Raw genomic sequence first — 20,691 nt, 5'->3', positions numbered from 1 at the left:
TGCCTCACGAGCCACGTGAGGGCGGTGCGGGGCGTCTCCAGCCAGGGGGTTCCAGTCGTGGAACTCCAAAGGGGCGTAGCTCAACTGGCAGAGCAGCGGTCTCCAAAACCGCAGGTTGCAGGTTCAAGTCCTGTCGCCCCTGCGTCGAAGCGCGATGGTGAGCGGAGGACGGCATGAGCGAGGGCCGCGAGCAGGACCAGCCGGACGAGCGCGAGAGCGCGACCCGGCCGGTTACCGCCGCAGCGCGGCGCGAGCGCCGTGGCTCCGCCCGCCCGGCGGGCCGCAAGGACGCCGCGGCCCCGGCGAAGAAGTCGGCCGACGCCGACTCCGACACCGAGGCCGGCAAGGGGCGCGCCACGCGTTCGCGGACGGACCAGGAGAAGCGGCCCAACATCTTCGCCAGGCTCGTCCGGTACATCCGTGAGGTGGTCAGCGAGCTGCGGAAGGTCATCTGGCCGACCCGCAAGCAGATGATCACCTACACCGGGGTCGTGCTGGTCTTCGTGGCCTTCATGGTGGCGTTGGTCTTCGGCCTTGACTCGGCCTTCGCCTGGGGCATGTTCCAGGTGTTCGGCTGAGCCGAACACCGCACCGCCCCGGGTGGGGTGGCGGACATGTGATGCACGAGAGGAAGCGAGACCCACAGTGACCTCCGAGAACGGCGTTGACGCCCAGGAGCACAACGACCTGACCGACGAGCGTGACCTCGACGGTGGTGTCGAGCCGGGCGAGGCGTCGGAGGGCACCGGGGAGTCCGCTGCCGACGAGGCCGCCACCGACGGTCCCGACACCGACGAGGCCGACGCCGGGACCGGTGAGGTCGACGCCGACGAGGCCCCGGCCGCTCCGGTCGCCGACATCCACGACGAGCCGGCCGACCCGGCCGCCGAGATGCGCGAGGCCCTGCGCCACGCGCCCGGCGAGTGGTACGTCGTGCACTCGTACGCGGGCTACGAGAACAAGGTCAAGACCAACCTCGAAACGCGCATCCAGACGCTCGACATGGAGGACTTCATCTTCCAGGTCGAGGTGCCGACCGAGGAAGTCACCGAGATCAAGAACGGCCAGCGCAAGCAGGTGCAGCGCAAGGTGCTGCCCGGCTACATCCTGGTCCGGATGGAGCTCAACGACGCCTCGTGGAGCGCGGTGCGCAACACGCCCGGCGTGACGGGTTTCGTCGGCGCGACCTCGAAGCCGTCGCCGCTGACCATCGACGACGTGCTGAAGTTCCTGCTCCCCCAGGTCGAGCAGAAGCCCGCCGCGGGCAAGAAGTCCGCCGCGACGCCCACGAAGTCGACCGTCGAGGTGGACTTCGAGATCGGCGAGTCGGTCACGGTCATGGACGGCCCGTTCGCGACGCTGCCCGCGACGATCAGCGAGGTCAACGCGGACGGCCAGAAGCTGAAGGTCCTGGTGTCGATCTTCGGCCGGGAGACCCCGGTCGAGCTGTCGTTCAGCCAGGTCTCCAAGATCTAGCCAGGACAACACGATCTCCGGCTCCCCGCGCCCCCGGCGCGGGGGAGTCGGCAGTCACGCCGCGGCTGGCAGGGTCGCGCGTGGACACCGCAATGAAGGAACCGAGATGCCTCCCAAGAAGAAGAAGCTCGCAGCGGTCATCAAGCTGCAGATCAAGGCCGGTGCCGCGAACCCCGCGCCGCCGGTCGGCCCCGCGCTGGGCCAGCACGGCGTCAACATCATGGAGTTCTGCAAGCAGTACAACGCCGCGACCGAGTCGCAGCGGGGCACTGTCGTGCCGGTCGAGATCTCCGTGTACGAGGACCGCTCGTTCGACTTCAAGCTCAAGACCCCGCCGGCCGCGAAGCTGATCCTCAAGGCCGCCGGCGTCGAGAAGGGCTCGGGCGAGCCGCACCGCGTCAAGGTCGCCAAGGTGACCATGGACCAGGTGCGCGAGATCGCCCAGACCAAGATGGTCGACCTGAACGCCAACGACGTGGACCAGGCCGCGAAGATCATCGCCGGCACCGCCCGCTCCATGGGCATCACGGTCGAGGGCTGAGACCTTTCTCCATCGGTAGTTCGTGGGAGAGCCACGCGCTGGCTCGGCACCACAACTGATCCACTCTTAAGGACAGCAGCATGAAGCGCAGCAAGGCGTACAAGAACGCCGCCGAGCTGGTGGACCGGGAGCGGCTGTACTCGCCGCTGGAGGCCGCCAAGCTCGCCAAGGAGACCTCCAAGGTCAAGCTGGACGCGACCGTCGAGGTCGCCATCCGGCTCGGCGTGGACCCCCGCAAGGCCGACCAGATGGTCCGCGGCACCGTGAACCTGCCGCACGGTACGGGCAAGACCGCCCGGGTGATCGTCTTCGCCACGGGCGACAAGGCCGCCGAGGCCGAGGCCGCCGGTGCCGACGCGGTCGGCACCGAGGAGCTGATCGAGCGCATCCAGGGCGGTTGGCTCGACTTCGACGCCGCGATCGCGACACCCGACCAGATGGCGAAGGTCGGTCGCATCGCCCGCATCCTGGGCCCGCGCGGCCTGATGCCGAACCCGAAGACCGGCACGGTGACGCCCGACGTCTCCAAGGCCGTGACGGACATCAAGGGCGGTAAGATCAACTTCCGCGTCGACAAGCAGGCCAACCTGCACCTCGTCATCGGCAAGGTGTCGTTCGACCCGGAGAAGCTGGTCGAGAACTACGCCGCCGCGCTGGACGAGATCCTGCGCGCGAAGCCGTCCGCGGCGAAGGGCCGGTACCTGAAGAAGGTCACCGTCTCGACGACGATGGGCCCCGGCATCCCGGTCGACCCGAACCGGACCCGGAACCTGCTCAGCGACGAGGCCGCGGTCTGAGACCCGGCCCTCGTGGCGAAAAGCGCCCCCCGGCTCCGGCCGGGGGGCGCTTCGCGTTGTGCGGCAACCGGCTCAGGGGCAGGTCGACTCGGCCTCGTAGCCGGTGATCACCCAGCTCTTGCTCGGCTGCGCGGTGAGCGTGAACCGGCCGAGCCGCGGGCCGTCGCGCACGGTCAGCTCGCACGAGCTGACCTGGACCGAGCCGCCGGCCGGCGTGCCGCGCATGGTGGCCGGGAAACCGAGCTGGCGGTAGTTCGTCACGTTGGTGACCCGCGGCTTCAGCTTCTCCACCGCCGCCGCGCACTCGCCCTCCCCGAACGCCTCGGCGAACGCCCGGCGCGGCCCGTCCTCCTTGAACAGGCGGCACGCCTCGCCCGCGTCGCCGGTGCCGACGTGCTTGTAGAACAGGGCGACCGTGCCGCTGATGCCGTACGGGGTCTGCGGCGCCAGGACGTTGTTCTCCACGCCGCCGCTGTCCACGGCGATGTCGCCGGGGTCGTCGCCGCCGAAGTACTGCTCGTAGAAGTGGTTGGCCACCAGCAGGGCGACCACCAGGTACACCAGGCGCCGGAACAGCTTGCTGCCCAGCACCACCTGCCACAGCGGCTTCCTCGGCCGCCGGGGTGGTGGCGGAGGGGGCTGGGGCGGCTGCGGGATCATCGGCGGCAGGGGGCCGCCCGGCGCCGCGGGGCTGCCCGGCGGCAGGGCGGGCGTGCCCTGCGCCTGCTGGAAGCGCTGGAACTCCTGGAACCGCTGGAACTCCTGGAACTGCCGGAGCTGTTCCGGGTCGACGTCCGGCGGCGGGTTCCTCGGGGGCTCTTCGGTCACGCGTCACATCATGCCGATTTGGAGCGCCCGGGACACGTCCCGTACTCTGGGTGGCGGTTCACCGAAGACCGCTGGTCATCCGGGTCAACCCGGATCGAAGGTCCCGCTCGACGGGCGACCCGCGCAGGAGGACGAGGAAGCTCAGGCCGTCGAGGTCTGTCCCGCCCCGTGCTGCTGCGCGTGGGCGTTTCGTCTTTTCGAGGGTCCTTCTCCCGGCCGGTGGTCACCCCAGCCCAGAGAGGAGGCGATCATGGCGAAGCCCAGCAAGGTTTCGGCCGTCGCCGAGCTGTCGGACAAGTTCCGCGGTAGCTCGGCCGCCGTCGTCACCGAGTACCGTGGCCTCTCCATGGCGCAGCTCACCACGCTGCGTCGCGCTCTCGGCGCGGGCACCACGTACACCGTTGCGAAGAACACGCTGGTCAAGCGTGCCGCTGAGGACGCGGGCGTCCAGGGTCTCGAAACCCTGCTCGTCGGTCCGACCGCCATCGCCTTCGTCGAGGGCGAGCCGGTCGACGCGGCGAAGGCGCTGCGTGACTTCGCGAAGGACAACAAGGCCCTGGTCATCAAGGGCGGCTACATGGATGGCCGTCCCCTCTCGGTCGACGAGGTCGCCGCGATCGCGGACCTCGAATCCCGTGAGGTGCTGCTCGCCAAGCTGGCGGGCGCGATGAAGGGCAACCTGGCCAAGGCCGCGGGTCTGTTCAACGCCCCGGCTTCCCAGGTGGCTCGCCTGGCCGCTGCCCTGCAGGAGAAGAAGGCCGCGGAGGCCCCCACCTCCGACGCGTCGGAGGCCACGGCTTCCGACGAGGCCGACGCTCCGGCCGAAAGCTGATCAACCCCAGACACTCCGCGTCCCGGCCGCAGTTCGGGCGTTGAAAGAGAAAGGACCGCCATCATGGCGAAGCTCAGCACCGACGAGCTGCTCGACGCGTTCAAGGACATGACGCTGCTGGAGCTGTCGGCCTTCGTGAAGCAGTTCGAGGAGACCTTCGAGGTCACCGCGGCTGCCCCGGTCGCCGTCGCGGCCGCCGGCCCCGCCGCCGCCGCTGCCCCCGCCGAGGAGGAGAAGGACGAGTTCACCGTCGTCCTCGAGGGCGCCGGCGAGAAGAAGATCCAGGTCATCAAGGTCGTCCGCGAGGTCGTCTCGGGCCTGGGCCTGAAGGAGGCCAAGGAGCTGGTCGAGTCCGCTCCGAAGGCGCTCCTGGAGAACGTGGCGAAGGACGTCGCCGACGCCGCCAAGGAGAAGCTCGAGGCCGCCGGCGCCAAGATCTCGCTCAAGTGATCTAGCGCTCCACGCCGCTGCGAGGGTGGGCACCCGGACCGGGTGCCCGCCCTCGTGCTGTTCAGGGCCGTGCGGACCGCCGAAGGGACTGGAAAAACTTGCCTACTCGTGGGTAGGGTCGTGCCGGTGGTAAGCGTCACGTCGTTACCCAGTTGAGACTGCGTTGACCCAACTGGCGAGTAACCACGACGCGGCGACCTCGTTGCACCGGTATGACGCCGGCCTGTCCGGCGTCACCGCCGGTGCCGTCGAAGCGGGAGGTGCGATGGGCGTCGAGGTGGTGGTCGAGGGCCTGACGAAGTCCTTCGGCAAGCAGACCATCTGGCGGGACGTCACGCTCACCCTCCCGCCGGGTGAGGTCAGCGTCATGCTCGGGCCCTCCGGGACGGGCAAGTCGGTGTTCCTGAAGTCGCTGGTCGGCCTGCTCAAGCCCGAGCGGGGCAGGATCGTCATCAACGGCACCGACCTGGTGCGCTGCTCCGAGCACAAGCTCTACGAGATCCGGAAGCTGTTCGGCGTCCTGTTCCAGGACGGCGCGCTGTTCGGCTCGATGAACCTCTTCGACAACGTGGCGTTCCCGCTGCGCGAGCACACCCGGAAGACCGAGGCCGAGGTCCGCCGGATCGTGCTGGAGAAGATGGAGATGGTCGGCCTCGTCGGCGCGGAGAAGAAGCTCCCCGGCGAGATCTCCGGCGGGATGCGCAAGCGCGCCGGCCTGGCCCGCGCCCTGGTGCTCGACCCCGAGATCATCCTGTGCGACGAGCCGGACTCCGGCCTCGACCCGGTCCGCACGGCCTACCTGAGCCAGCTGCTGATCGACCTGAACGCGCAGATCGACGCGACCATCCTGATCGTCACGCACAACATCACGCTGGCCCGCACGGTCCCGGACAACCTGGGGATGCTGTTCCGCCGCGAGCTGGTCATGTTCGGCCCCCGCGAGGTGCTGCTGACCAGCGACGAGCCGGTGGTGGAGCAGTTCCTCAACGGCCGCCGCCTCGGGCCGATCGGCATGTCGGAGGAGAAGGACCAGGCCACGATGGCCGCCGAGCTGGCGCACCTGCGGGCGGGTCACTCGGACGGCTCGCCCGACGAGGACGTGCGCGGCGTGGTGCCCCAGCTCGAACCGACGCCCGGCCTGCCGCCGCGCGACGCGGTGCGCCGCCGCAAGGACCGGGTGATGAGCGTCCTGCACGCGCTGCCCGCCGACGCGCAGCAGGGCATCATCGAGAGCCTCACCCCCGACGAGCGCCGCCACTACGGCGTGATGGCGGGCAGCGCGGCCCCTGCCGCGGCGTCCTCCGCGGCTTCTTCTGCGGCCCCGACCGCCCCGCCGGCGCCCAGCCCGTGGCCCCGGCAGGGGGGCGTGCTGTGAGCGCGCAGGCCACGTTCCCCGGCGCCGGCGCGCTGCGCGAGACCGGCCAGATGTTCGCGCTGGGCATCGACGTGGTCCGCAACACCTTCCGCCGCCCGTTCCAGCTGCGCGAGTTCATCCAGCAGTGCTGGTTCGTGGTGAGCGTGACCGTGCTGCCGACGGCCCTGGTGTCCATCCCGTTCGGCGCGGTCATCGCCCTCCAGCTCGGCTCGCTGACCCGCCAGCTCGGCGCCCAGTCGTTCACCGGCGCGGCGAGCGTGCTGGCGATCATCCAGCAGGCCAGCCCGATCGTGACGGCCCTGCTCATCGCGGGCGCGGGCGGCTCCGCGATCTGCGCCGACATCGGCTCCCGCAAGATCCGCGAGGAGATCGACGCGATGGAGGTGCTGGGCGTCTCGCCGATCCAGCGCCTGGTGGTGCCGCGCGTGCTGGCCGCGATGCTGGTCAGCGTGCTGCTCAACGGCATGGTCAGCGTGGTCGGCGTGATGGGCGGCTACTTCTTCAACGTCGTGCTCCAGGACGGCACGCCCGGCGCGTACCTGGCGAGCTTCAGCGCCCTGGCCCAGCTGCCGGACCTGTGGATCTCCGAGATCAAGGCGCTCATCTTCGGCTTCATCGCGGGCATCGTGGCCGCCTACCGCGGCCTCAACCCGGCGGGCGGCCCCAAGGGCGTCGGCGACGCGGTCAACCAGGCCGTGGTCATCACGTTCCTGCTGCTGTTCTTCGTGAACTTCGTGCTGACCACGATCTACCTCCAGGTCGTCCCGGCGAAGGGGAGCTGAGGTGGCCACGTCCGACAACCGCTTCCGCAGGGTGGCAGGCGCACCGCTGTCGCTGCTCGACACCCTGGGTGACCAGCTGTGGTTCTACCTGCGCGCGCTGGCCTGGACGCCGCGCACGCTGACCCGCTACCTGCGCGAGACGCTGCGCCTGCTCGCCGAGGTGAGCTTCGGCTCGGGCGCGCTGGCGGTCATCGGCGGCACGATCGGCGTCATGGTCGGCCTGTCGGTGTTCACCGGCACGGTCGTCGGCCTCCAGGGCTTCACCGCGCTCAACCAGATCGGCACCTCGGCGTTCGCGGGCTTCGTCTCCGCCTACTTCAACACCCGCGAGATCGCGCCGCTGGTGGCCGGGCTCGCGCTGTCCGCGACCGTGGGTTCGGGCTTCACCGCCCAGCTCGGCGCGATGCGGATCTCCGAGGAGATCGACGCGCTGGAGGTCATGGGCATCCCCAGCCTGCCGTACCTGGTCACCACGCGGATCATCGCGGGCTTCGTCGCGATCATCCCGCTGTACGTGATCGGCCTGCTGACCTCGTACCTCGCGGCGAGGTTCATCACGGTGGAGTTCTACGGCCAGTCGGCGGGCACCTACGACCACTACTTCACCCTGTTCCTACCCCCGGTGGACGTGCTCTGGTCCTTCGGCAAGGTGCTCGTCTTCGCCGTCGTGATCATCCTGACCCACTGCTACTACGGCTACCGCGCCAGCGGCGGCCCGGCGGGCGTGGGCATCGCGGTCGGCCGGGCGGTGCGCACCGCGATCGTCACGACGAGCCTGCTGGACTTCTTCCTCAGCCTGGCGATCTGGGGCACGACCACGACCGTGAGGATCGCCGGATGATCAAACGCCGCTTCCTGGGCGTCGTGCTCCTCACCGTGATCGCCCTGTTCCTCGCGTTCACGATCGCGCTCTACAACGACGCGTTCACCAAGGTCGTGCGGGTGACGCTGAAGACCGACCGGGTCGGCAACCAGCTGCTGGTCGACTCGGACGTGAAGGTCCGCGGCATGGTCGTCGGCCGGGTCGACGCCATCCGCACCGGGGGGGAGGGCGCCGAGGTGGAGCTGGCGCTCGACCCCGACCAGGTGCACCACATCCCGGCCAACGTCTCCGCCCGCCTGCTGCCCAAGACGCTGTTCGGCGAGCGGTACGTGAACCTGGTGCTGCCCGAGCGGCGGCAGGCGCCCCTGGCCGAGGGCGGCGTGATCGAGCAGGACCGCTCCAGCGGCGCGGTCGAGCTGGAGCGCGTGCTCGACGGCCTGATGCCGGTGCTCCAGGCCGTGCAGCCGGAGAAGCTGGCCACCACGCTGACCGCGGTGTCGCAGGCCCTGGAGAACCGGGGCAGGCCGCTGGGGGAGACGCTGGTCCAGCTCGACGCCTACCTGGGCGAGCTGAACCCGCAGCTGCCCGCGCTCAAGGAGGGCATCAGCCGCCTGGCGGACGTGTCCGAGGTCTACGCCGACGCCGCGCCCGACCTGGTGCGGGCCCTCGACGACGCCACCGCCACCAGCCGCACCCTCGTCGAGCAGCGCGACGACCTGCTCACCGTGTACGGCTCGCTGACCACCACCTCCACGGACCTGGCCGGCTTCCTCGCGGTGAACAGGAACAACCTGATCCAGCTGGCCGACGTCTCGCGGCCGGTGCTGGAGCTGCTGGCCGAGTACTCGCCCGAGTACCCGTGCCTGCTCAAGGGCCTGTCCGAGTTCAAGCCGATCATGGACCAGGTGTTCGGCAAGGGCACCGACGAGCCCGGCCTGCACATCACCCTGGAGATCACCGCCAACCGCGGCAAGTACGTGCCGGGCAGGGACGACCCGGAGTACGGCGACGAGCGCGGCCCGCGCTGCTACGACCTCGTGCCGCGGCCCGACCCGTTCCCGCAGTACCCGCCGGAGGGCCCGGTCCAGGACGGCTCCACGCACCCGCCGGCCGCCCGGGTCGCCAACGACGGCGTGCTGCCGCCCGCCACCGGCGTCGGGGGCACCACCTCGCCGTCGTCGGCCACCGGCGTGCCGACGCTGGCCAACTCGCCCGCCGAGCAGGACTTCCTGGCGGGCCTGCTGGCCCCGCAGTTCGGCCTGGAGCGCGACCAGATGCCGAGCTTCACCGCGCTGCTGCTCGGCCCGCTGTACCGGGGCGCGGAGGTGACCGCGTGAGGTCGCTGGCCGCACCCCTGGTCAAGCTCGGGATCTTCGCCACGGTCACCGTCCTGGCGACGGCCCTGCTCGCGGTGACCATCGCCAACGTCAACTTCTCCGGCTCCACCCCCTACACCGCCCGGTTCACCGACGTCACCGCGCTCAACGAGGGCGACGACGTGCGGATCGCGGGCGTCCGGGTCGGCCAGGTGGAGGAGGTCCGGGTGGTGGACCGGCGGGTGGCCGAGGTCGAGTTCTCGCTGGAGGGCGACCGCACCCTGCCCGCCTCGGTGACCGCCACGATCAAGTACCGAAACCTGGTCGGCCAGCGCTACGTCGCGCTGGAGGCGGGCGCGGGCGACCCGTCGCCGCTGCGCCCCGACGAGGTGATCCCGCTGGAGCGCACCCGGCCGGCGCTGGACCTGACCGTGCTGTTCAACGGGTTCAAGCCGCTGTTCCAGGCGCTGAACCCGGAGGACGTCAACCAGCTGTCCGAGGAGATCGTCAAGGTCCTCCAGGGCGAGGGCGGCACGATCGACAGCCTGCTGCGCCACACCGCCTCGCTGACCACCACGCTGGCGAGCCGGGACCAGGTGATCGGTGAGGTGATCGACAACCTCAACACCGTGCTGGACACCGTGAACGGGCGCACCGACCAGGTGTCCGAGCTGGTCACCACGCTCCAGGAGCTGACCACGGGCCTCGCGGGCGACCGGCAGCCGATCGGCGAGGCGATCAGCGCCCTGGGCGACCTCACCGGCGCCACCGCGGGCCTGCTGGAGGAGGCCAGGCAACCGCTGAAGGACGACATCGCGAACCTCGGCCTGGTGTCCCGGACGCTCGGGGACCACGAGGCGGTCGTGGAGGGCGTCATCCGGAACCTGCCGACCAAGCTGGAGTCCCTGGCCCGGACCGCGTCCTACGGGTCCTGGTTCAACTTCTTCCTGTGCGAGGGCACCGGTCGGGTGGCCGTGCCGCCGATCATCAACGACCCCCTCCCGATCCCCGTCCTGCCGGTCACGCAGCCGAGGTGCCGCCCGTGAGAACCGAACGCAACCCGATCACGGTCGGCATCGTCTCCCTGACGGTCATCGCGCTGCTGGTGCTCGCCGCGCTCAACTCCGACGACCTGCCGATCGTCGGCGGCGGCACCACCTACTCGGCCGAGTTCACCGAGGCCGCGGGCCTGATCGAGTCGAACGAGGTGCGCGTGGCCGGGGTGAAGGTCGGCAAGGTCACCGGGGTCGAGCTGGCCGGCGACCGGGTGCGCGTGTCGTTCAAGGTCAAGGACGCCTGGCTGGGCGACCGCAGCACCGCGACCATCCGCATCAAGACGCTGCTCGGCCAGAAGTTCCTGGCCCTGGACCCGCAGGGCGAGCAGCCGCTGGACCCGGGCACGCCGATCCCGCGCGAGCGCACGCTGTCCCCGTACGACGTGCAGGAGGCGTTCAACGGGCTGGCGACCACGGTCGGCCAGATCGACACCGAGCAGCTCGCGACCAGCTTCCGGGTGCTGTCGGAGACCCTCCAGGGCTCGGCGGACAGCGTCCGCGGCGCGCTGGACGGCCTGGCCGCCCTGTCGAAGACGATCTCCTCCCGCGACGAGCAGCTGGCGCGGCTGCTGGCCAACACCAACCAGGTCACCGAGACCCTGTCCGACCGCAACGAGCAGTTCGAGCGGCTGCTCGCGGACGGCAACCTGCTGCTGGGGGAGCTGCGCAAGCGGCGGGACGCGATCAGCGCGCTGCTCGACGGCACCCGCGCGCTGTCCCGGGAGCTGACCGGGCTGGTCGCGGACAACCAGGCGCAGCTGCGGCCCGCGCTGGAGCAGCTGGACCGGGTCACCACGGTGCTCCAGCGCAACCAGGACACGCTGGAGCGCAGCCTGAACCTGCTGGCCCCGTTCTACCGGGTGCTCGCCAACACGCTGGGCAACGGCCGCTGGTTCGACGTCTACATCTGCGGCCTGCTGCCGCCGTCGGTGAACCTCGGCGTGATCGGCTTCAACGAGGAGGGCTGCCTCCCACCCGGTGTGCAGCGCTCACCCGCGGGGGGTGGGAACTAGGTGGCGACGACGAGGACGGGCCGCGACCTGACCCGTGCGCTGGCCATGGCGTGCGTGCTGGTGATCGTGGCGGCCGCGGCGCTGTGGTGGGCGTTCGCCGGGGGCGACACCCGGCGGGTGACCGCGATCTTCGGGGCGGCCGTCGGGGTGTACCCCGGCTCGGACGTGCGGGTGCTCGGTGTGCGCGTCGGCTCGGTCGACGAGGTGGAGCCGCAGGGCACGACGGTGCGCGTCACCCTGTCGCTCGACCGGTCGGTGGAGGTGCCCGCGGACGCGCGGGCGGTCGTGGTCGCGCCCAGCGTGGTCAGCGACCGGTACGTGCAGCTCGCCCCCGCCTACACCGGCGGGCCGGCGCTGGGCGACGGCGTGACCATCCCGCGCGAGCGCACCGCCACCCCGGTCGAGCTGGACCAGCTCTACGCGAGCCTGAACGAGCTGACCACGGCGCTCGGCCCGGACGGCGCCAACCGCGACGGCGCGCTGTCCGACCTGCTGACCGGCGCCGCGGCCAACCTGGAGGGCAACGGCCAGGCGATCGGCGACACCGTCGAGCGGCTGGGCGACGCCGCCCGCACGCTGTCCGGCTCGAAGGAGGACCTGTTCGCCACCGTCGACCAGCTCCAGAAGTTCACCGGGATGCTCGCCGCCAACGACAGCCAGGTGCGCGACGTCAACCGGCAGTTGGCCGAGGTCGCCGGGTTCCTCGCCGACGAGCGGGAGAACCTGGGCGGGGCGCTGGCCGAGCTGGCCTCCGCGCTCGGGCAGGTGCAGGGCTTCATCCAGGACAACCGGGCGGTGCTCAAGTCGAACGTCGACAAGCTGGCCGGCGTCACGCAGGTGCTGGTCGACCAGCGGGCCGCGCTGGCCGAGGTGCTGGACGTGGCGCCGCTGGCCCTGGGCAACCTCCAGAACACCTACAACGCGGCCTCCGGCACGCTCGACACCCGCGCCGACATCAACGAGCTGAACCAGCCGCCGATCGTGCTGGTCTGCAAGCTGGTCCAGGGCATCGAGCCGGGCCGCGTGCCCGGGGTGCTGGCGCAGGCGTGCCGGCAGCTGGAGCCGGTCCTGTCCGGGCAGGTGGCGCTCAAGCCGCCGGCCGAGGTGCTGTCCGACCTGGCCCAGGGCCGGGTGCCGCTGCCCCTGCCGCTCGCGGGGGTGCCCCGGTGAGGCGGCCCGCGGTCCTCCTGGTGACCGGCGCGCTGCTGCTGGCCGGCTGCGGCTCGGGCGGCTTCGACGGCGTCTACACCATGCCGCTGCCCGGCGGCGCGGACCTCGGGGACCGGCCGTACACGGTCAAGGTCCGGTTCCAGGACGTGCTGGACCTGGTGCCGCAGGCGGGCGTGAAGGTCAACGACGTGCCGGTGGGCCGGGTGGACCGCATCGACCTGGCCGCCGACGGCTGGACCGCCGAGGTGACCGTGCTGGTCAACGGCGGGGTCCGGCTGCCGGGCAACGCGGTCGCGCGGCTGCGCCAGTCCGCGCTGCTGGGTGAGAAGTACGTGGAGCTGGACGGTCCCACCGGAGGACGCGGTACCGAGGGCGCCGAGCAGGGCGAGCTGACCGACGGCGCGCTGATCCCGGTCGAGCGGACCAACCGCAACCCCGAGGTCGAGGAGGTCTTCGGCGCGCTGTCGATGCTGCTCAACGGCGGTGGCGTGGCGCAGCTCCAGGACATCTCGCGCGAGCTCAACGCCGCCCTGGAGGGCAACGAGCCGCAGGTCAAGTCGCTGCTGGGCCGGCTGGACGCGCTGGTCGGGGACCTGGACGCGCACCGGGGCGAGATCACCCGCGCGCTCGACGGGCTCAACCGGCTCGGCGGGGCGCTGAGCGCGCAGCGCGGTCGGATCGAGGGCGTGCTCGACGGGCTGGAGCCGGGGTTGGCGGTGCTCAGCGAGCAGCGCACCCAGCTGGTGACGCTGCTCCAGTCGCTGGACGCGCTGTCGGACGTGGCGGTGGACACCGTGACCAGGTCGAAGGACGACGTCGTGGCCGACCTGAGAGCGTTGGCGCCGACCCTGCGGAAGCTGGTGGAGGCGGGCAGCAACCTGCCCAACGCGTTCGAGCTGCTGCTGACCTACCCGTTCCCGGACGCCTCGATCCCGGCCGTGCGGGGCGACTACACCAACCTCTACGCCGACATCGACCTGGACCTGGGCTCGATCGTGGACAACCTGGGCCGGTCGCGGCAGTCGGTGCTGCCCGAGGTGCCGGTGCTGCCGGGCATCACGGGCACCGCCCCGTCGGTGCCGCTGCCGCTGCCGAACCTGCCGTTGCCGGGGGTGACGCCGGGGCGCTCGGGGCTCGGCGACCTGCTCGGCGGGCTGCTGGGGGGTGTGGGCCGGTGATCCCGCGCAGGACCAAGCTCCAGATCGGCGCGTTCGTGGTGATCGCGCTGGTCGGCATCAGCTACGTCGGCGCCCGGTACGCGGGCCTCGGCCGGGTGTTCGGCGCCACCGGGTACGTGGTGACGATGCAGCTGGAGGACTCCGGCGGCGTGTTCACCAACGCCGAGGTCACCTACCGGGGCGTGGGCGTGGGCCGGGTCGCGCAGATGCGGCTGACCGCCGACGGGCTCGACGTCGACCTGGACATCGAGCCGGGCGCGCCGCCCATCCCGGCCGACCTGGAGGCCGTGGTCGCCAACCGGTCCGCGGTGGGCGAGCAGTACGTGGACCTGCGCCCGCGCGGCGAGGACGGGCCCTACCTGGGCGCCGGCTCGGTCATCCCCCGGTCGGCCACCAGCACGCCGCCGCCCGTGGACGCGCTGCTGGGCAACCTCGACGCGTTCGCGCGGTCCGTGCCGACCGACTCGCTGCGGATCGTGGTGGACGAGCTGGACCGGGCGTTCGCCGGGACCGGGCCCGACCTCCAGGTGCTGCTGGACAACACGCGGGCCTTCACCAGGGCCGCCACCGAGCACCTGCCGCAGACCAAGGCGCTGATCGACGACGGGCTGGTGGTGCTGAACACCCAGGCCGAGCAGGGCAGCGCGATCAGGTCGTTCTCGACGGACCTGCGGGCCCTGGCCGAGCAGCTGAAGAACTCCGACGGCGACCTGCGGCGGCTGATCGCGGTGTCCCCGGGGGTCGCCGAGCAGGTGTCGGCGCTGCTGCGCGAGACGGGGCCGAACCTCGGCGTCGTGCTCGCCAACCTGCTGACCACCGGCAACATCCTGGTGACCAGGCTCGACGGCCTGGAGCAGATGGCGGTGACCTACCCGATCGCGGTCGGCGGCGGCTTCTCGGTCGCCAAGGGCGACGGCACGGGCGCGCACTTCGGCCTCGCGCTGAACGTGTTCGACCCGCCGCCCTGCACGGTCGGCTACGAGGGCACCGCGATCCGGCAGGGCACCGACACCAGCGCGGCCCCGCTGAACACGCAGGCGTACTGCGCGCTGGCGCCGGGGAGCGCCACCGGCGTGCGGGGTGCCCAGAACGCGCCTTACGGTGGCACCCCGACCACCCCGACCGGCGGCGAGACCACGCAGCCGGGCCGGGAGCCGGTGGTGGACCAGGCGGCCGGGGCCCCGCTGCTGACCAGCCTGGGGCAGTTGCTCGGCCTGCCGGTCGGAGGAGGGTCTTGATGGGGCTTCGGCGTTGGTTCCTGCCGGTCTCGGCCGTGCTGGTGGTCCTGGCCGCCGGCTACGCGCTGTGGGCCGGGGTGACGTGGTGGAGCGCGTCGTCCGACGAGTCCGCGGCGTTCTCCCGGGAGCGGGAGGAGGTGCTGCGGGTCGGGCAGGTCGGCATCGTCAACTTCACCACGCTCGACCACCGGAAGGTCGACGAGGACCTGGACCGGTGGCTGGAGTCGTCGACCGGCGAGCTGCGGGCGGAGATCGAGAGCGGCCGGGACACCCGGAAGCAGCAGATCGCGGACGCCCGGACGGTGACCATGAGCCGGGTGCTCGACGCGGCCGTGACCGAGCTGGACGCGCGGGCCGGGCAGGCGCACCTGATCGCCGTGGTGGAGACCACCGTGACGCCGGAGGGCGGGCAGGCGGTCAAGAAGGTCAACCGCTACCAGACCGACCTGACCCGCACGGACGCCGGTTGGAAGCTCAGCGCGCTGGGGCCCGTCGCGGCCGGCGGCGCGTGATCGCGAGGAGATGACAGTGCCCCCGTCCCGCCGCCGCCCGGTCCCGACGCCGCCCACCACCCGGCCGAAGGTCGCCGGCCTGCGCAAACGCCCCGGGGCGAAGCCGGTCGACGCCCCGGCCGCGGATGCTCCCGCCGAACTCGACACCCGGCAGCCCGACACCCGGCAGCCCGGGGACGAGCCGGTCGACGGCCCGGTGGGGGCCGCCCCGGCGCGGTCGACCGAGGAACTCGGCCTGATCGAGCCCCGCGACGACACCGGCCGGATCGGGACCACCGAGACCTCCGACTCGGGCACCTCCGGGGCCGACACCTCAGGAGCGGTCGCCCCCGAGGCCGACGCCCCCGAGGCCGACACTTCCGAGGTCGACACCCACGAGGCCGACATCCCCGACCCGGACACCCGGGCCCCGAGCCCCCGCCCCCGGGGCCGGCGCAGGCGTGGCGAGGCGGTGGCCCCGAGCGTGCTCGACGACCCGGGCACGGCCCGGACCCGCGCGTCCGACCCCGACGAGGCGGACCGCGCCCCCGCCCCGTTCGCCCCCGGCCGCGGGTCCCGCCGCCCGCACCGCTCCGGCCCGCTGCTGCCCGTGACCCTGCTCGTGCTGGCCGCCCTGCTGGTCGGGCTGGGCGCGTGGTTCCAGCAGAGGGCGGGCGACGTGCGCTACGACCAGGCCCTGGTGGACAGCGCCGGCACCACCGAGGTGGCCGGCCAGGCCCGCGAGGCCGTCGAGAAGGCGTTCTCCTACAACTTCGCCGACGTCGCCGCCACCGAGAAGGCCGCCAACGAGCTGCTGGTCGGCAAGGCCCGGTGCCAGTACAACGCGATCTTCGGCCCGGTCCGCACCCTCGCGCCCGAGCAGAAGCTGGTGGTCACGGTCAAGGCCGTCTCCAGCGGCGTGACCTCGCTCGACGGCGACCGCGCCGCGGTGCTGCTCTTCCTCGACCAGGTCACCACCCGCACCACCGACAACCAGAGCGGCGGCGGCATCGCGATGATGAGGGTCGGCGCCCAGAAGCTCGACGGCCGCTGGCGGGTCGACAACATGGAGATGTTCGGCCAGAGCGGCGACCAGGCCGCCGAGACCGCCAAGTGCTGACCCGCCCCCTCGCCGCACCCGGGGCCGCAGCCCCCGCCACCCCCGGGGCCGACCTCGCCGCCGCGCCCCGGGCCGCGGCCCCCGCCGCCCCGGAGGTCGTACCCCTCGCCGCACCCGGGGCCGACCCGCTCCCCTCCCGCCGCCTTCGCCGCCCCCTCCTTACCCCGCCGCCCGCGCCTCGAACCCGCCGCTCGCCCCTGTCCCCCGCTCGGGCACCCGGTGTCGTCCGAAAGGGGCCCGGAAGCCCGTTGACCAGCCCCGAATAGAGTGACCTCGGTCACAGTTTTCGGCCAGTGACCGAACGAAATCGCCAGGCCCTCCCCGACCCCCGCACCGCCCGCCAAAGGTTCACCCTGGTTCACGTCCCGGTGTTTCGGCAGGTCAAGACGATAACGCCCCGTTATCACCGCTTGCGCCGCTAGGGTGATCGCCGCGTGGCATCTTGACTGTGGGCGTCAGCAGGGTCACTCTGTCGGTGAGCACGAGAAAGGTCCTTCCACGTGCCTCTCGACAGTTGGCGTGCGCGCGGCTAGACTGCCCCTTTGCGCTGCCCTCTTTCCGTTTGCCCTTCGCCGAGAGCTGGATTGCCGGGCATCGCCGCACCCTTGACAGCCGTGCTAGTTCCGCTGACTAGCCAGCTACCTGTCCCTGGAAGGACGCATCTTGGCGATCTCTCGCGCGACCAAGGCCACTGCTGCGACCAACTCCACGTCGGGGATTCCCGGAGCGCCGAAGCGAGTCTCTTTCGCGAAGATCCACGAACCGCTTCAGACGCCCAACCTGCTCGACCTGCAGATCCAGTCGTTCGAATGGCTCACCGGCGACGAGGCGTGGTTCCAGCGCCGCGTCGACGCGGGTGACGAGGCCCCCACCGGCGGCCTCGAGGAGGTCCTGAACGAGATCTCCCCGATCGAAGACTTCTCCGGCTCGATGTCGCTCTCCTTCTCCGACCCGCGCTTCGACGAGGTCAAGGCCTCCGTCGAGGAGTGCAAGGACAAGGACATGACGTACGCGGCCCCGCTGTTCGTCACGGCGGAGTTCACCAACCACACCACCGGCGAGATCAAGAGCCAGACGGTGTTCATGGGTGACTTCCCGATGATGACGGACAAGGGCACGTTCATCATCAACGGCACCGAGCGCGTGGTGGTGTCCCAGCTCGTCCGCTCGCCGGGTGTCTACTTCGACACGGCGATCGACAAGACGACCGACAAGGACGTCTTCAGCGTCAAGATCATCCCGTCCCGGGGTGCCTGGCTGGAGTTCGACGTCGACAAGCGCGACACCGTCGGCGTCCGGATCGACCGCAAGCGCCGGCAGCCGGTCACCGTGCTGCTGAAGGCGCTGGGGTGGAGCACCGAGCAGATCCGCGAGCGCTTCTCGTTCTCCGAGACGCTGCTGACGACGCTGGAGAAGGACCACACCGCGGGTACCGACGAGGCGCTGCTCGACATCTACCGCAAGCTGCGCCCGGGCGAGCCGCCGACGAAGGAGTCCGCGCAGGCCCTCCTGGAGAACCTGTTCTTCAAGGACAAGCGCTACGACCTCGCCAAGGTCGGCCGGTACAAGGTCAACAAGAAGCTGGGCCTGGACCTCCCGATCGCCAAGGGCGTGCTGACCGAGGACGACATCGTCACGACGATCGAGTACCTGGTCCGCCTGCACGCCGGTGAGACGAACATGCAGCCGGGCGAGATGGAGGTGCCGGTCGAGGTCGACGACATCGACCACTTCGGCAACCGCCGCCTGCGCACCGTCGGCGAGCTGATCCAGAACCAGATCCGGGTCGGCCTGTCCCGCATGGAGCGCGTCGTGCGCGAGCGCATGACGACCCAGGACGTCGAGGCCATCACGCCGCAGACCCTGATCAACATCCGCCCCGTGGTGGCGGCGATCAAGGAGTTCTTCGGCACCTCCCAGCTGTCGCAGTTCATGGACCAGACGAACCCGCTCGCGGGTCTGACCCACAAGCGCCGCCTGTCGGCGCTGGGTCCCGGCGGTCTGTCCCGTGAGCGGGCCGGCATGGAGGTCCGCGACGTCCACCCGTCGCACTACGGCCGCATGTGCCCGATCGAGACGCCGGAAGGCCCGAACATCGGCCTGATCGGCTCGCTGTCCTCCTACGGGCGGGTCAACCCGTTCGGCTTCATCGAGACGCCGTACCGCAAGGTCGTCGACGGTCGGGTCACCGACCAGGTCGACTACCTGACCGCGGACGAGGAGGACCGGTACGTCAAGGCCCAGGCGAACGCCAGGATCGACATCGAGGGCAACTTCCTCGAGGAGAAGGTCCTGGTCCGCAAGAAGGGCGGCGAGGTCGAGATGATCGACCCGCGCGACGTCGACTACATGGACGTCTCGCCGCGCCAGATGGTGTCGGCCGCGACCGCCATGATCCCCTTCCTGGAGCACGACGACGCCAACCGCGCCCTGATGGGCGCCAACATGCAGCGCCAGGCGGTGCCGCTGCTGCGCAGCGAGTCGCCGCTGGTCGGCACGGGCATGGAGCTGCGCGCCGCGGTCGACGCCGGTGACGTCGTGGTGGCCAAGAAGACCGGTGTGGTCGAGGAGATCTCCGCCGACTACGTCACGGTCATGGCCGACGACGGCTCGCGGCAGACCTACGGCCTGCACAAGTTCCGCCGCTCGAACCAGGGCACCTGCATCAACCAGAAGCCCATCGTGAACGAGGGCGACCGGGTGCACCACGGCCAGGTGCTGGCCGACGGCCCGTGCACCGAGAACGGCGAGATGGCGCTGGGCAAGAACCTGCTCGTCGCGATCATGCCGTGGGAGGGCCACAACTACGAGGACGCGATCATCCTGTCGCAGCGCCTCGTGCAGGACGACGTCCTGACCTCGATCCACATCGAGGAGCACGAGATCGACGCGCGGGACACCAAGCTGGGCGCCGAGGAGATCACCCGGGACATCCCGAACGTCTCCGAGGAGGTCCTGGCCGACCTCGACGAGCGCGGCATCATCCGCATCGGCGCCGAGGTCCAGCCGGGCGACATCCTGGTCGGCAAGGTCACCCCCAAGGGCGAGACCGAGCTGACCCCGGAGGAGCGCCTGCTGCGCGCGATCTTCGGCGAGAAGGCCCGCGAGGTGCGCGACACGTCGCTGAAGGTGCCGCACGGCGAGTACGGCAAGGTCATCGGCATCCGCGTGTTCAGCCGCGAGGACGACGACGAGCTGCCCCCGGGCGTGAACGAGCTGGTCCGCGTCTACGTCGCCCAGAAGCGCAAGATCCAGGACGGCGACAAGCTCGCCGGCCGCCACGGCAACAAGGGCGTCATCGGCAAGATCCTCCCGGTCGAGGACATGCCGTTCCTCGAGGACGGCACCCCGGTCGACATCGTGCTGAACACGCACGGCGTGCCCCGTCGTATGAACATCGGCCAGGTGCTGGAGACCCACCTCGGGTGGATCGCCAAGCAGGGCTGGAGCATCAACGGCGACCCGGACTGGGCGAAGAACCTGCCCGAGGAGCTGATGGACGTCGAGCCCGGCACGAAGACCGCCACCCCGGTCTTCGACGGCGCTCGCGAGGACGAGATCACGGGCCTGCTCGGCTCGACGGTCCCGAACCGCGACGGCGAGCGGATGGTCAAGGAGAACGGCAAGGCGCAGCTCTTCGACGGGCGCAGCGGCGAGCCGTACCCCTTCCCGGTGTCGGTCGGCTACATGTACATCCTGAAGCTGCTGCACCTGGTCGACGACAAGATCCACGCCCGTTCGACCGGTCCGTACTCGATGATCACGCAGCAGCCGCTGGGCGGTAAGGCGCAGTTCGGTGGCCAGCGCTTCGGTGAGATGGAGTGCTGGGCGATGCAGGCGTACGGCGCGGCCTACACGCTGCAGGAGCTGTTGACCATCAAGTCCGACGACGTGCTGGGCCGCGTGAAGGTCTACGAGGCCATCGTCAAGGGCGAGAACATCCCGGAGCCGGGTATCCCGGAGTCCTTCAAGGTGCTGCTCAAGGAGCTGCAGTCGCTGTGCCTCAACGTCGAGGTGCTGTCCTCGGACGGCGCCGCGATCGAGATGCGCGACGGTGACGACGAAGACCTGGAGCGCGCGGCCGCGAACCTCGGCATCAACCTGTCGAGGTCCGAGTCGCCGTCCGTGGACGACGTCGTCAACTAGTTCCCCGCCGGTCACCGAGGGGGGACGCCTCCCGCGTCCCCCCTCGGTGACCCAGCCGCC

Annotated in this window: 19 protein-coding genes and 1 tRNA gene; 19 read left to right on the top strand and 1 reads right to left on the bottom strand. The window is 70.9% G+C overall.

What is annotated here, in order from left to right; translation table 11 throughout:
- Positions 1-69 precede the first annotated feature (69 nt).
- The 5 genes from ACFP3R_RS08250 to rplA all read left to right on the top strand — a co-directional run bounded on the left by ACFP3R_RS08250 (position 70) and on the right by rplA (position 2,814).
- A tRNA-Trp gene (locus tag ACFP3R_RS08250) sits at positions 70-142 on the top strand.
- Between the two features lie 31 nt (positions 143-173).
- Positions 174-578 carry a preprotein translocase subunit SecE gene (gene secE / locus ACFP3R_RS08245; RefSeq protein ID WP_380634351.1) on the top strand — a complete coding sequence of 135 codons (405 nt, stop codon included), beginning with the start codon at positions 174-176 and terminating at the stop codon, positions 576-578.
- Positions 579-645: 67 nt separating this feature from the next.
- Positions 646-1,476, top strand: a complete 831-nt coding sequence (gene nusG / locus ACFP3R_RS08240; RefSeq protein WP_380634350.1) for a transcription termination/antitermination protein NusG — start codon at positions 646-648, stop codon at positions 1,474-1,476.
- Between the two features lie 106 nt (positions 1,477-1,582).
- The gene (gene rplK / locus ACFP3R_RS08235) at positions 1,583-2,017 is read left to right on the top strand and encodes a 50S ribosomal protein L11 (protein ID WP_380634348.1); all 435 of its coding nucleotides are present in this window, start codon (positions 1,583-1,585) and stop codon (positions 2,015-2,017) included.
- An 80-nt stretch (positions 2,018-2,097) separates the two neighbouring features.
- Positions 2,098-2,814: a 50S ribosomal protein L1 gene (gene rplA / locus ACFP3R_RS08230; RefSeq protein ID WP_380634346.1), complete on the top strand. Its 717-nt coding sequence runs from the start codon at positions 2,098-2,100 to the stop codon at positions 2,812-2,814.
- A 72-nt stretch (positions 2,815-2,886) separates the two neighbouring features.
- Here rplA and ACFP3R_RS08225 read toward each other — a convergent pair whose 3' ends face one another.
- Positions 2,887-3,642: a hypothetical protein gene (locus ACFP3R_RS08225; RefSeq protein ID WP_380634345.1), complete on the bottom strand. Its 756-nt coding sequence runs from the start codon at positions 3,640-3,642 to the stop codon at positions 2,887-2,889.
- A gap of 250 nt (positions 3,643-3,892) precedes the next feature.
- On the opposite strand from ACFP3R_RS08225, the gene rplJ reads away from it, so the two are divergent.
- The 14 genes from rplJ (at position 3,893) to rpoB (ending at position 20,631) form a co-directional block, all read left to right on the top strand.
- Positions 3,893-4,474 carry a 50S ribosomal protein L10 gene (rplJ, locus tag ACFP3R_RS08220; protein WP_380634343.1) on the top strand — a complete coding sequence of 194 codons (582 nt, stop codon included), beginning with the start codon at positions 3,893-3,895 and terminating at the stop codon, positions 4,472-4,474.
- 63 nt (positions 4,475-4,537) lie between these two features.
- The gene (gene rplL, locus ACFP3R_RS08215; protein ID WP_380634342.1) at positions 4,538-4,924 is read left to right on the top strand and encodes a 50S ribosomal protein L7/L12; all 387 of its coding nucleotides are present in this window, start codon (positions 4,538-4,540) and stop codon (positions 4,922-4,924) included.
- A gap of 265 nt (positions 4,925-5,189) precedes the next feature.
- Positions 5,190-6,299: an ABC transporter ATP-binding protein gene (locus ACFP3R_RS08210; RefSeq protein WP_380634341.1), complete on the top strand. Its 1,110-nt coding sequence runs from the start codon at positions 5,190-5,192 to the stop codon at positions 6,297-6,299.
- 50 nt (positions 6,300-6,349) lie between these two features.
- The gene (locus ACFP3R_RS08205; protein ID WP_380634647.1) at positions 6,350-7,081 is read left to right on the top strand and encodes an MlaE family ABC transporter permease; all 732 of its coding nucleotides are present in this window, start codon (positions 6,350-6,352) and stop codon (positions 7,079-7,081) included.
- Position 7,082: 1 nt separating this feature from the next.
- Positions 7,083-7,922 carry an MlaE family ABC transporter permease gene (locus tag ACFP3R_RS08200; protein WP_380634339.1) on the top strand — a complete coding sequence of 280 codons (840 nt, stop codon included), beginning with the start codon at positions 7,083-7,085 and terminating at the stop codon, positions 7,920-7,922.
- Positions 7,919-9,241: an MCE family protein gene (locus ACFP3R_RS08195; protein WP_380634338.1), complete on the top strand. Its 1,323-nt coding sequence runs from the start codon at positions 7,919-7,921 to the stop codon at positions 9,239-9,241. The genes ACFP3R_RS08200 and ACFP3R_RS08195 overlap by 4 nt, the downstream gene beginning before the upstream one ends.
- The gene (locus tag ACFP3R_RS08190; protein ID WP_380634337.1) at positions 9,238-10,266 is read left to right on the top strand and encodes an MCE family protein; all 1,029 of its coding nucleotides are present in this window, start codon (positions 9,238-9,240) and stop codon (positions 10,264-10,266) included. Before ACFP3R_RS08195 ends, ACFP3R_RS08190 begins: the two co-directional genes overlap by 4 nt.
- Positions 10,263-11,288 (top strand): MCE family protein, encoded by a 1,026-nt coding sequence (locus ACFP3R_RS08185; protein WP_380634335.1) that lies wholly within the window; start codon positions 10,263-10,265, stop codon positions 11,286-11,288. The genes ACFP3R_RS08190 and ACFP3R_RS08185 overlap by 4 nt, the downstream gene beginning before the upstream one ends.
- Positions 11,289-12,458, top strand: coding sequence for an MCE family protein (locus tag ACFP3R_RS08180; RefSeq protein WP_380634334.1), 1,170 nt, complete (start codon positions 11,289-11,291; stop codon positions 12,456-12,458).
- The gene (locus ACFP3R_RS08175) at positions 12,455-13,636 is read left to right on the top strand and encodes an MCE family protein (protein WP_380634332.1); all 1,182 of its coding nucleotides are present in this window, start codon (positions 12,455-12,457) and stop codon (positions 13,634-13,636) included. Before ACFP3R_RS08180 ends, ACFP3R_RS08175 begins: the two co-directional genes overlap by 4 nt.
- Positions 13,633-14,874 (top strand): MCE family protein, encoded by a 1,242-nt coding sequence (locus tag ACFP3R_RS08170; RefSeq protein WP_380634330.1) that lies wholly within the window; start codon positions 13,633-13,635, stop codon positions 14,872-14,874. Before ACFP3R_RS08175 ends, ACFP3R_RS08170 begins: the two co-directional genes overlap by 4 nt.
- Complete coding sequence (locus tag ACFP3R_RS08165; RefSeq protein WP_380634328.1) at positions 14,874-15,386, top strand: hypothetical protein; 513 nt, start codon at positions 14,874-14,876, stop codon at positions 15,384-15,386. The genes ACFP3R_RS08170 and ACFP3R_RS08165 overlap by 1 nt, the downstream gene beginning before the upstream one ends.
- A 10-nt stretch (positions 15,387-15,396) precedes the next feature.
- Positions 15,397-16,485: a hypothetical protein gene (locus ACFP3R_RS08160; RefSeq protein WP_380634326.1), complete on the top strand. Its 1,089-nt coding sequence runs from the start codon at positions 15,397-15,399 to the stop codon at positions 16,483-16,485.
- Between the two features lie 663 nt (positions 16,486-17,148).
- On the top strand, positions 17,149-20,631 hold the full coding sequence (gene rpoB / locus ACFP3R_RS08155) for a DNA-directed RNA polymerase subunit beta (protein ID WP_380634324.1): 3,483 nt from the start codon (positions 17,149-17,151) through the stop codon (positions 20,629-20,631).
- Positions 20,632-20,691: the final 60 nt, after the last annotated feature.

This window comes from Saccharothrix lopnurensis (genome assembly GCF_042658445.1).
Taxonomy (GTDB): Bacteria; Actinomycetota; Actinomycetes; order Mycobacteriales; family Pseudonocardiaceae; genus Actinosynnema; species Actinosynnema lopnurensis.
The sequence above is the reverse complement of the archived record's forward strand: the minus strand, read 5'-3'. Positions and strand labels throughout refer to the sequence as shown.

What these genes read in the sequence shown, in the direction of transcription:
- rplL (WP_380634342.1), top strand. Translation starts at nt 4,538, where the DNA reads ATGGCGAAGCTCAGCACCGACGAGCTGCTCGACGCGTTCAAGGACATG.
- ACFP3R_RS08165 (WP_380634328.1), top strand. Translation starts at nt 14,874, where the DNA reads ATGGGGCTTCGGCGTTGGTTCCTGCCGGTCTCGGCCGTGCTGGTGGTC.
- ACFP3R_RS08195 (WP_380634338.1), top strand. Translation starts at nt 7,919, where the DNA reads ATGATCAAACGCCGCTTCCTGGGCGTCGTGCTCCTCACCGTGATCGCC.
- rplJ (WP_380634343.1), top strand. Translation starts at nt 3,893, where the DNA reads ATGGCGAAGCCCAGCAAGGTTTCGGCCGTCGCCGAGCTGTCGGACAAG.
- ACFP3R_RS08210 (WP_380634341.1), top strand. Translation starts at nt 5,190, where the DNA reads ATGGGCGTCGAGGTGGTGGTCGAGGGCCTGACGAAGTCCTTCGGCAAG.
- secE (WP_380634351.1), top strand. Translation starts at nt 174, where the DNA reads ATGAGCGAGGGCCGCGAGCAGGACCAGCCGGACGAGCGCGAGAGCGCG.
- ACFP3R_RS08205 (WP_380634647.1), top strand. Translation starts at nt 6,350, where the DNA reads ATGTTCGCGCTGGGCATCGACGTGGTCCGCAACACCTTCCGCCGCCCG.
- rplK (WP_380634348.1), top strand. Translation starts at nt 1,583, where the DNA reads ATGCCTCCCAAGAAGAAGAAGCTCGCAGCGGTCATCAAGCTGCAGATC.
- ACFP3R_RS08160 (WP_380634326.1), top strand. Translation starts at nt 15,397, where the DNA reads ATGACAGTGCCCCCGTCCCGCCGCCGCCCGGTCCCGACGCCGCCCACC.
- rplA (WP_380634346.1), top strand. Translation starts at nt 2,098, where the DNA reads ATGAAGCGCAGCAAGGCGTACAAGAACGCCGCCGAGCTGGTGGACCGG.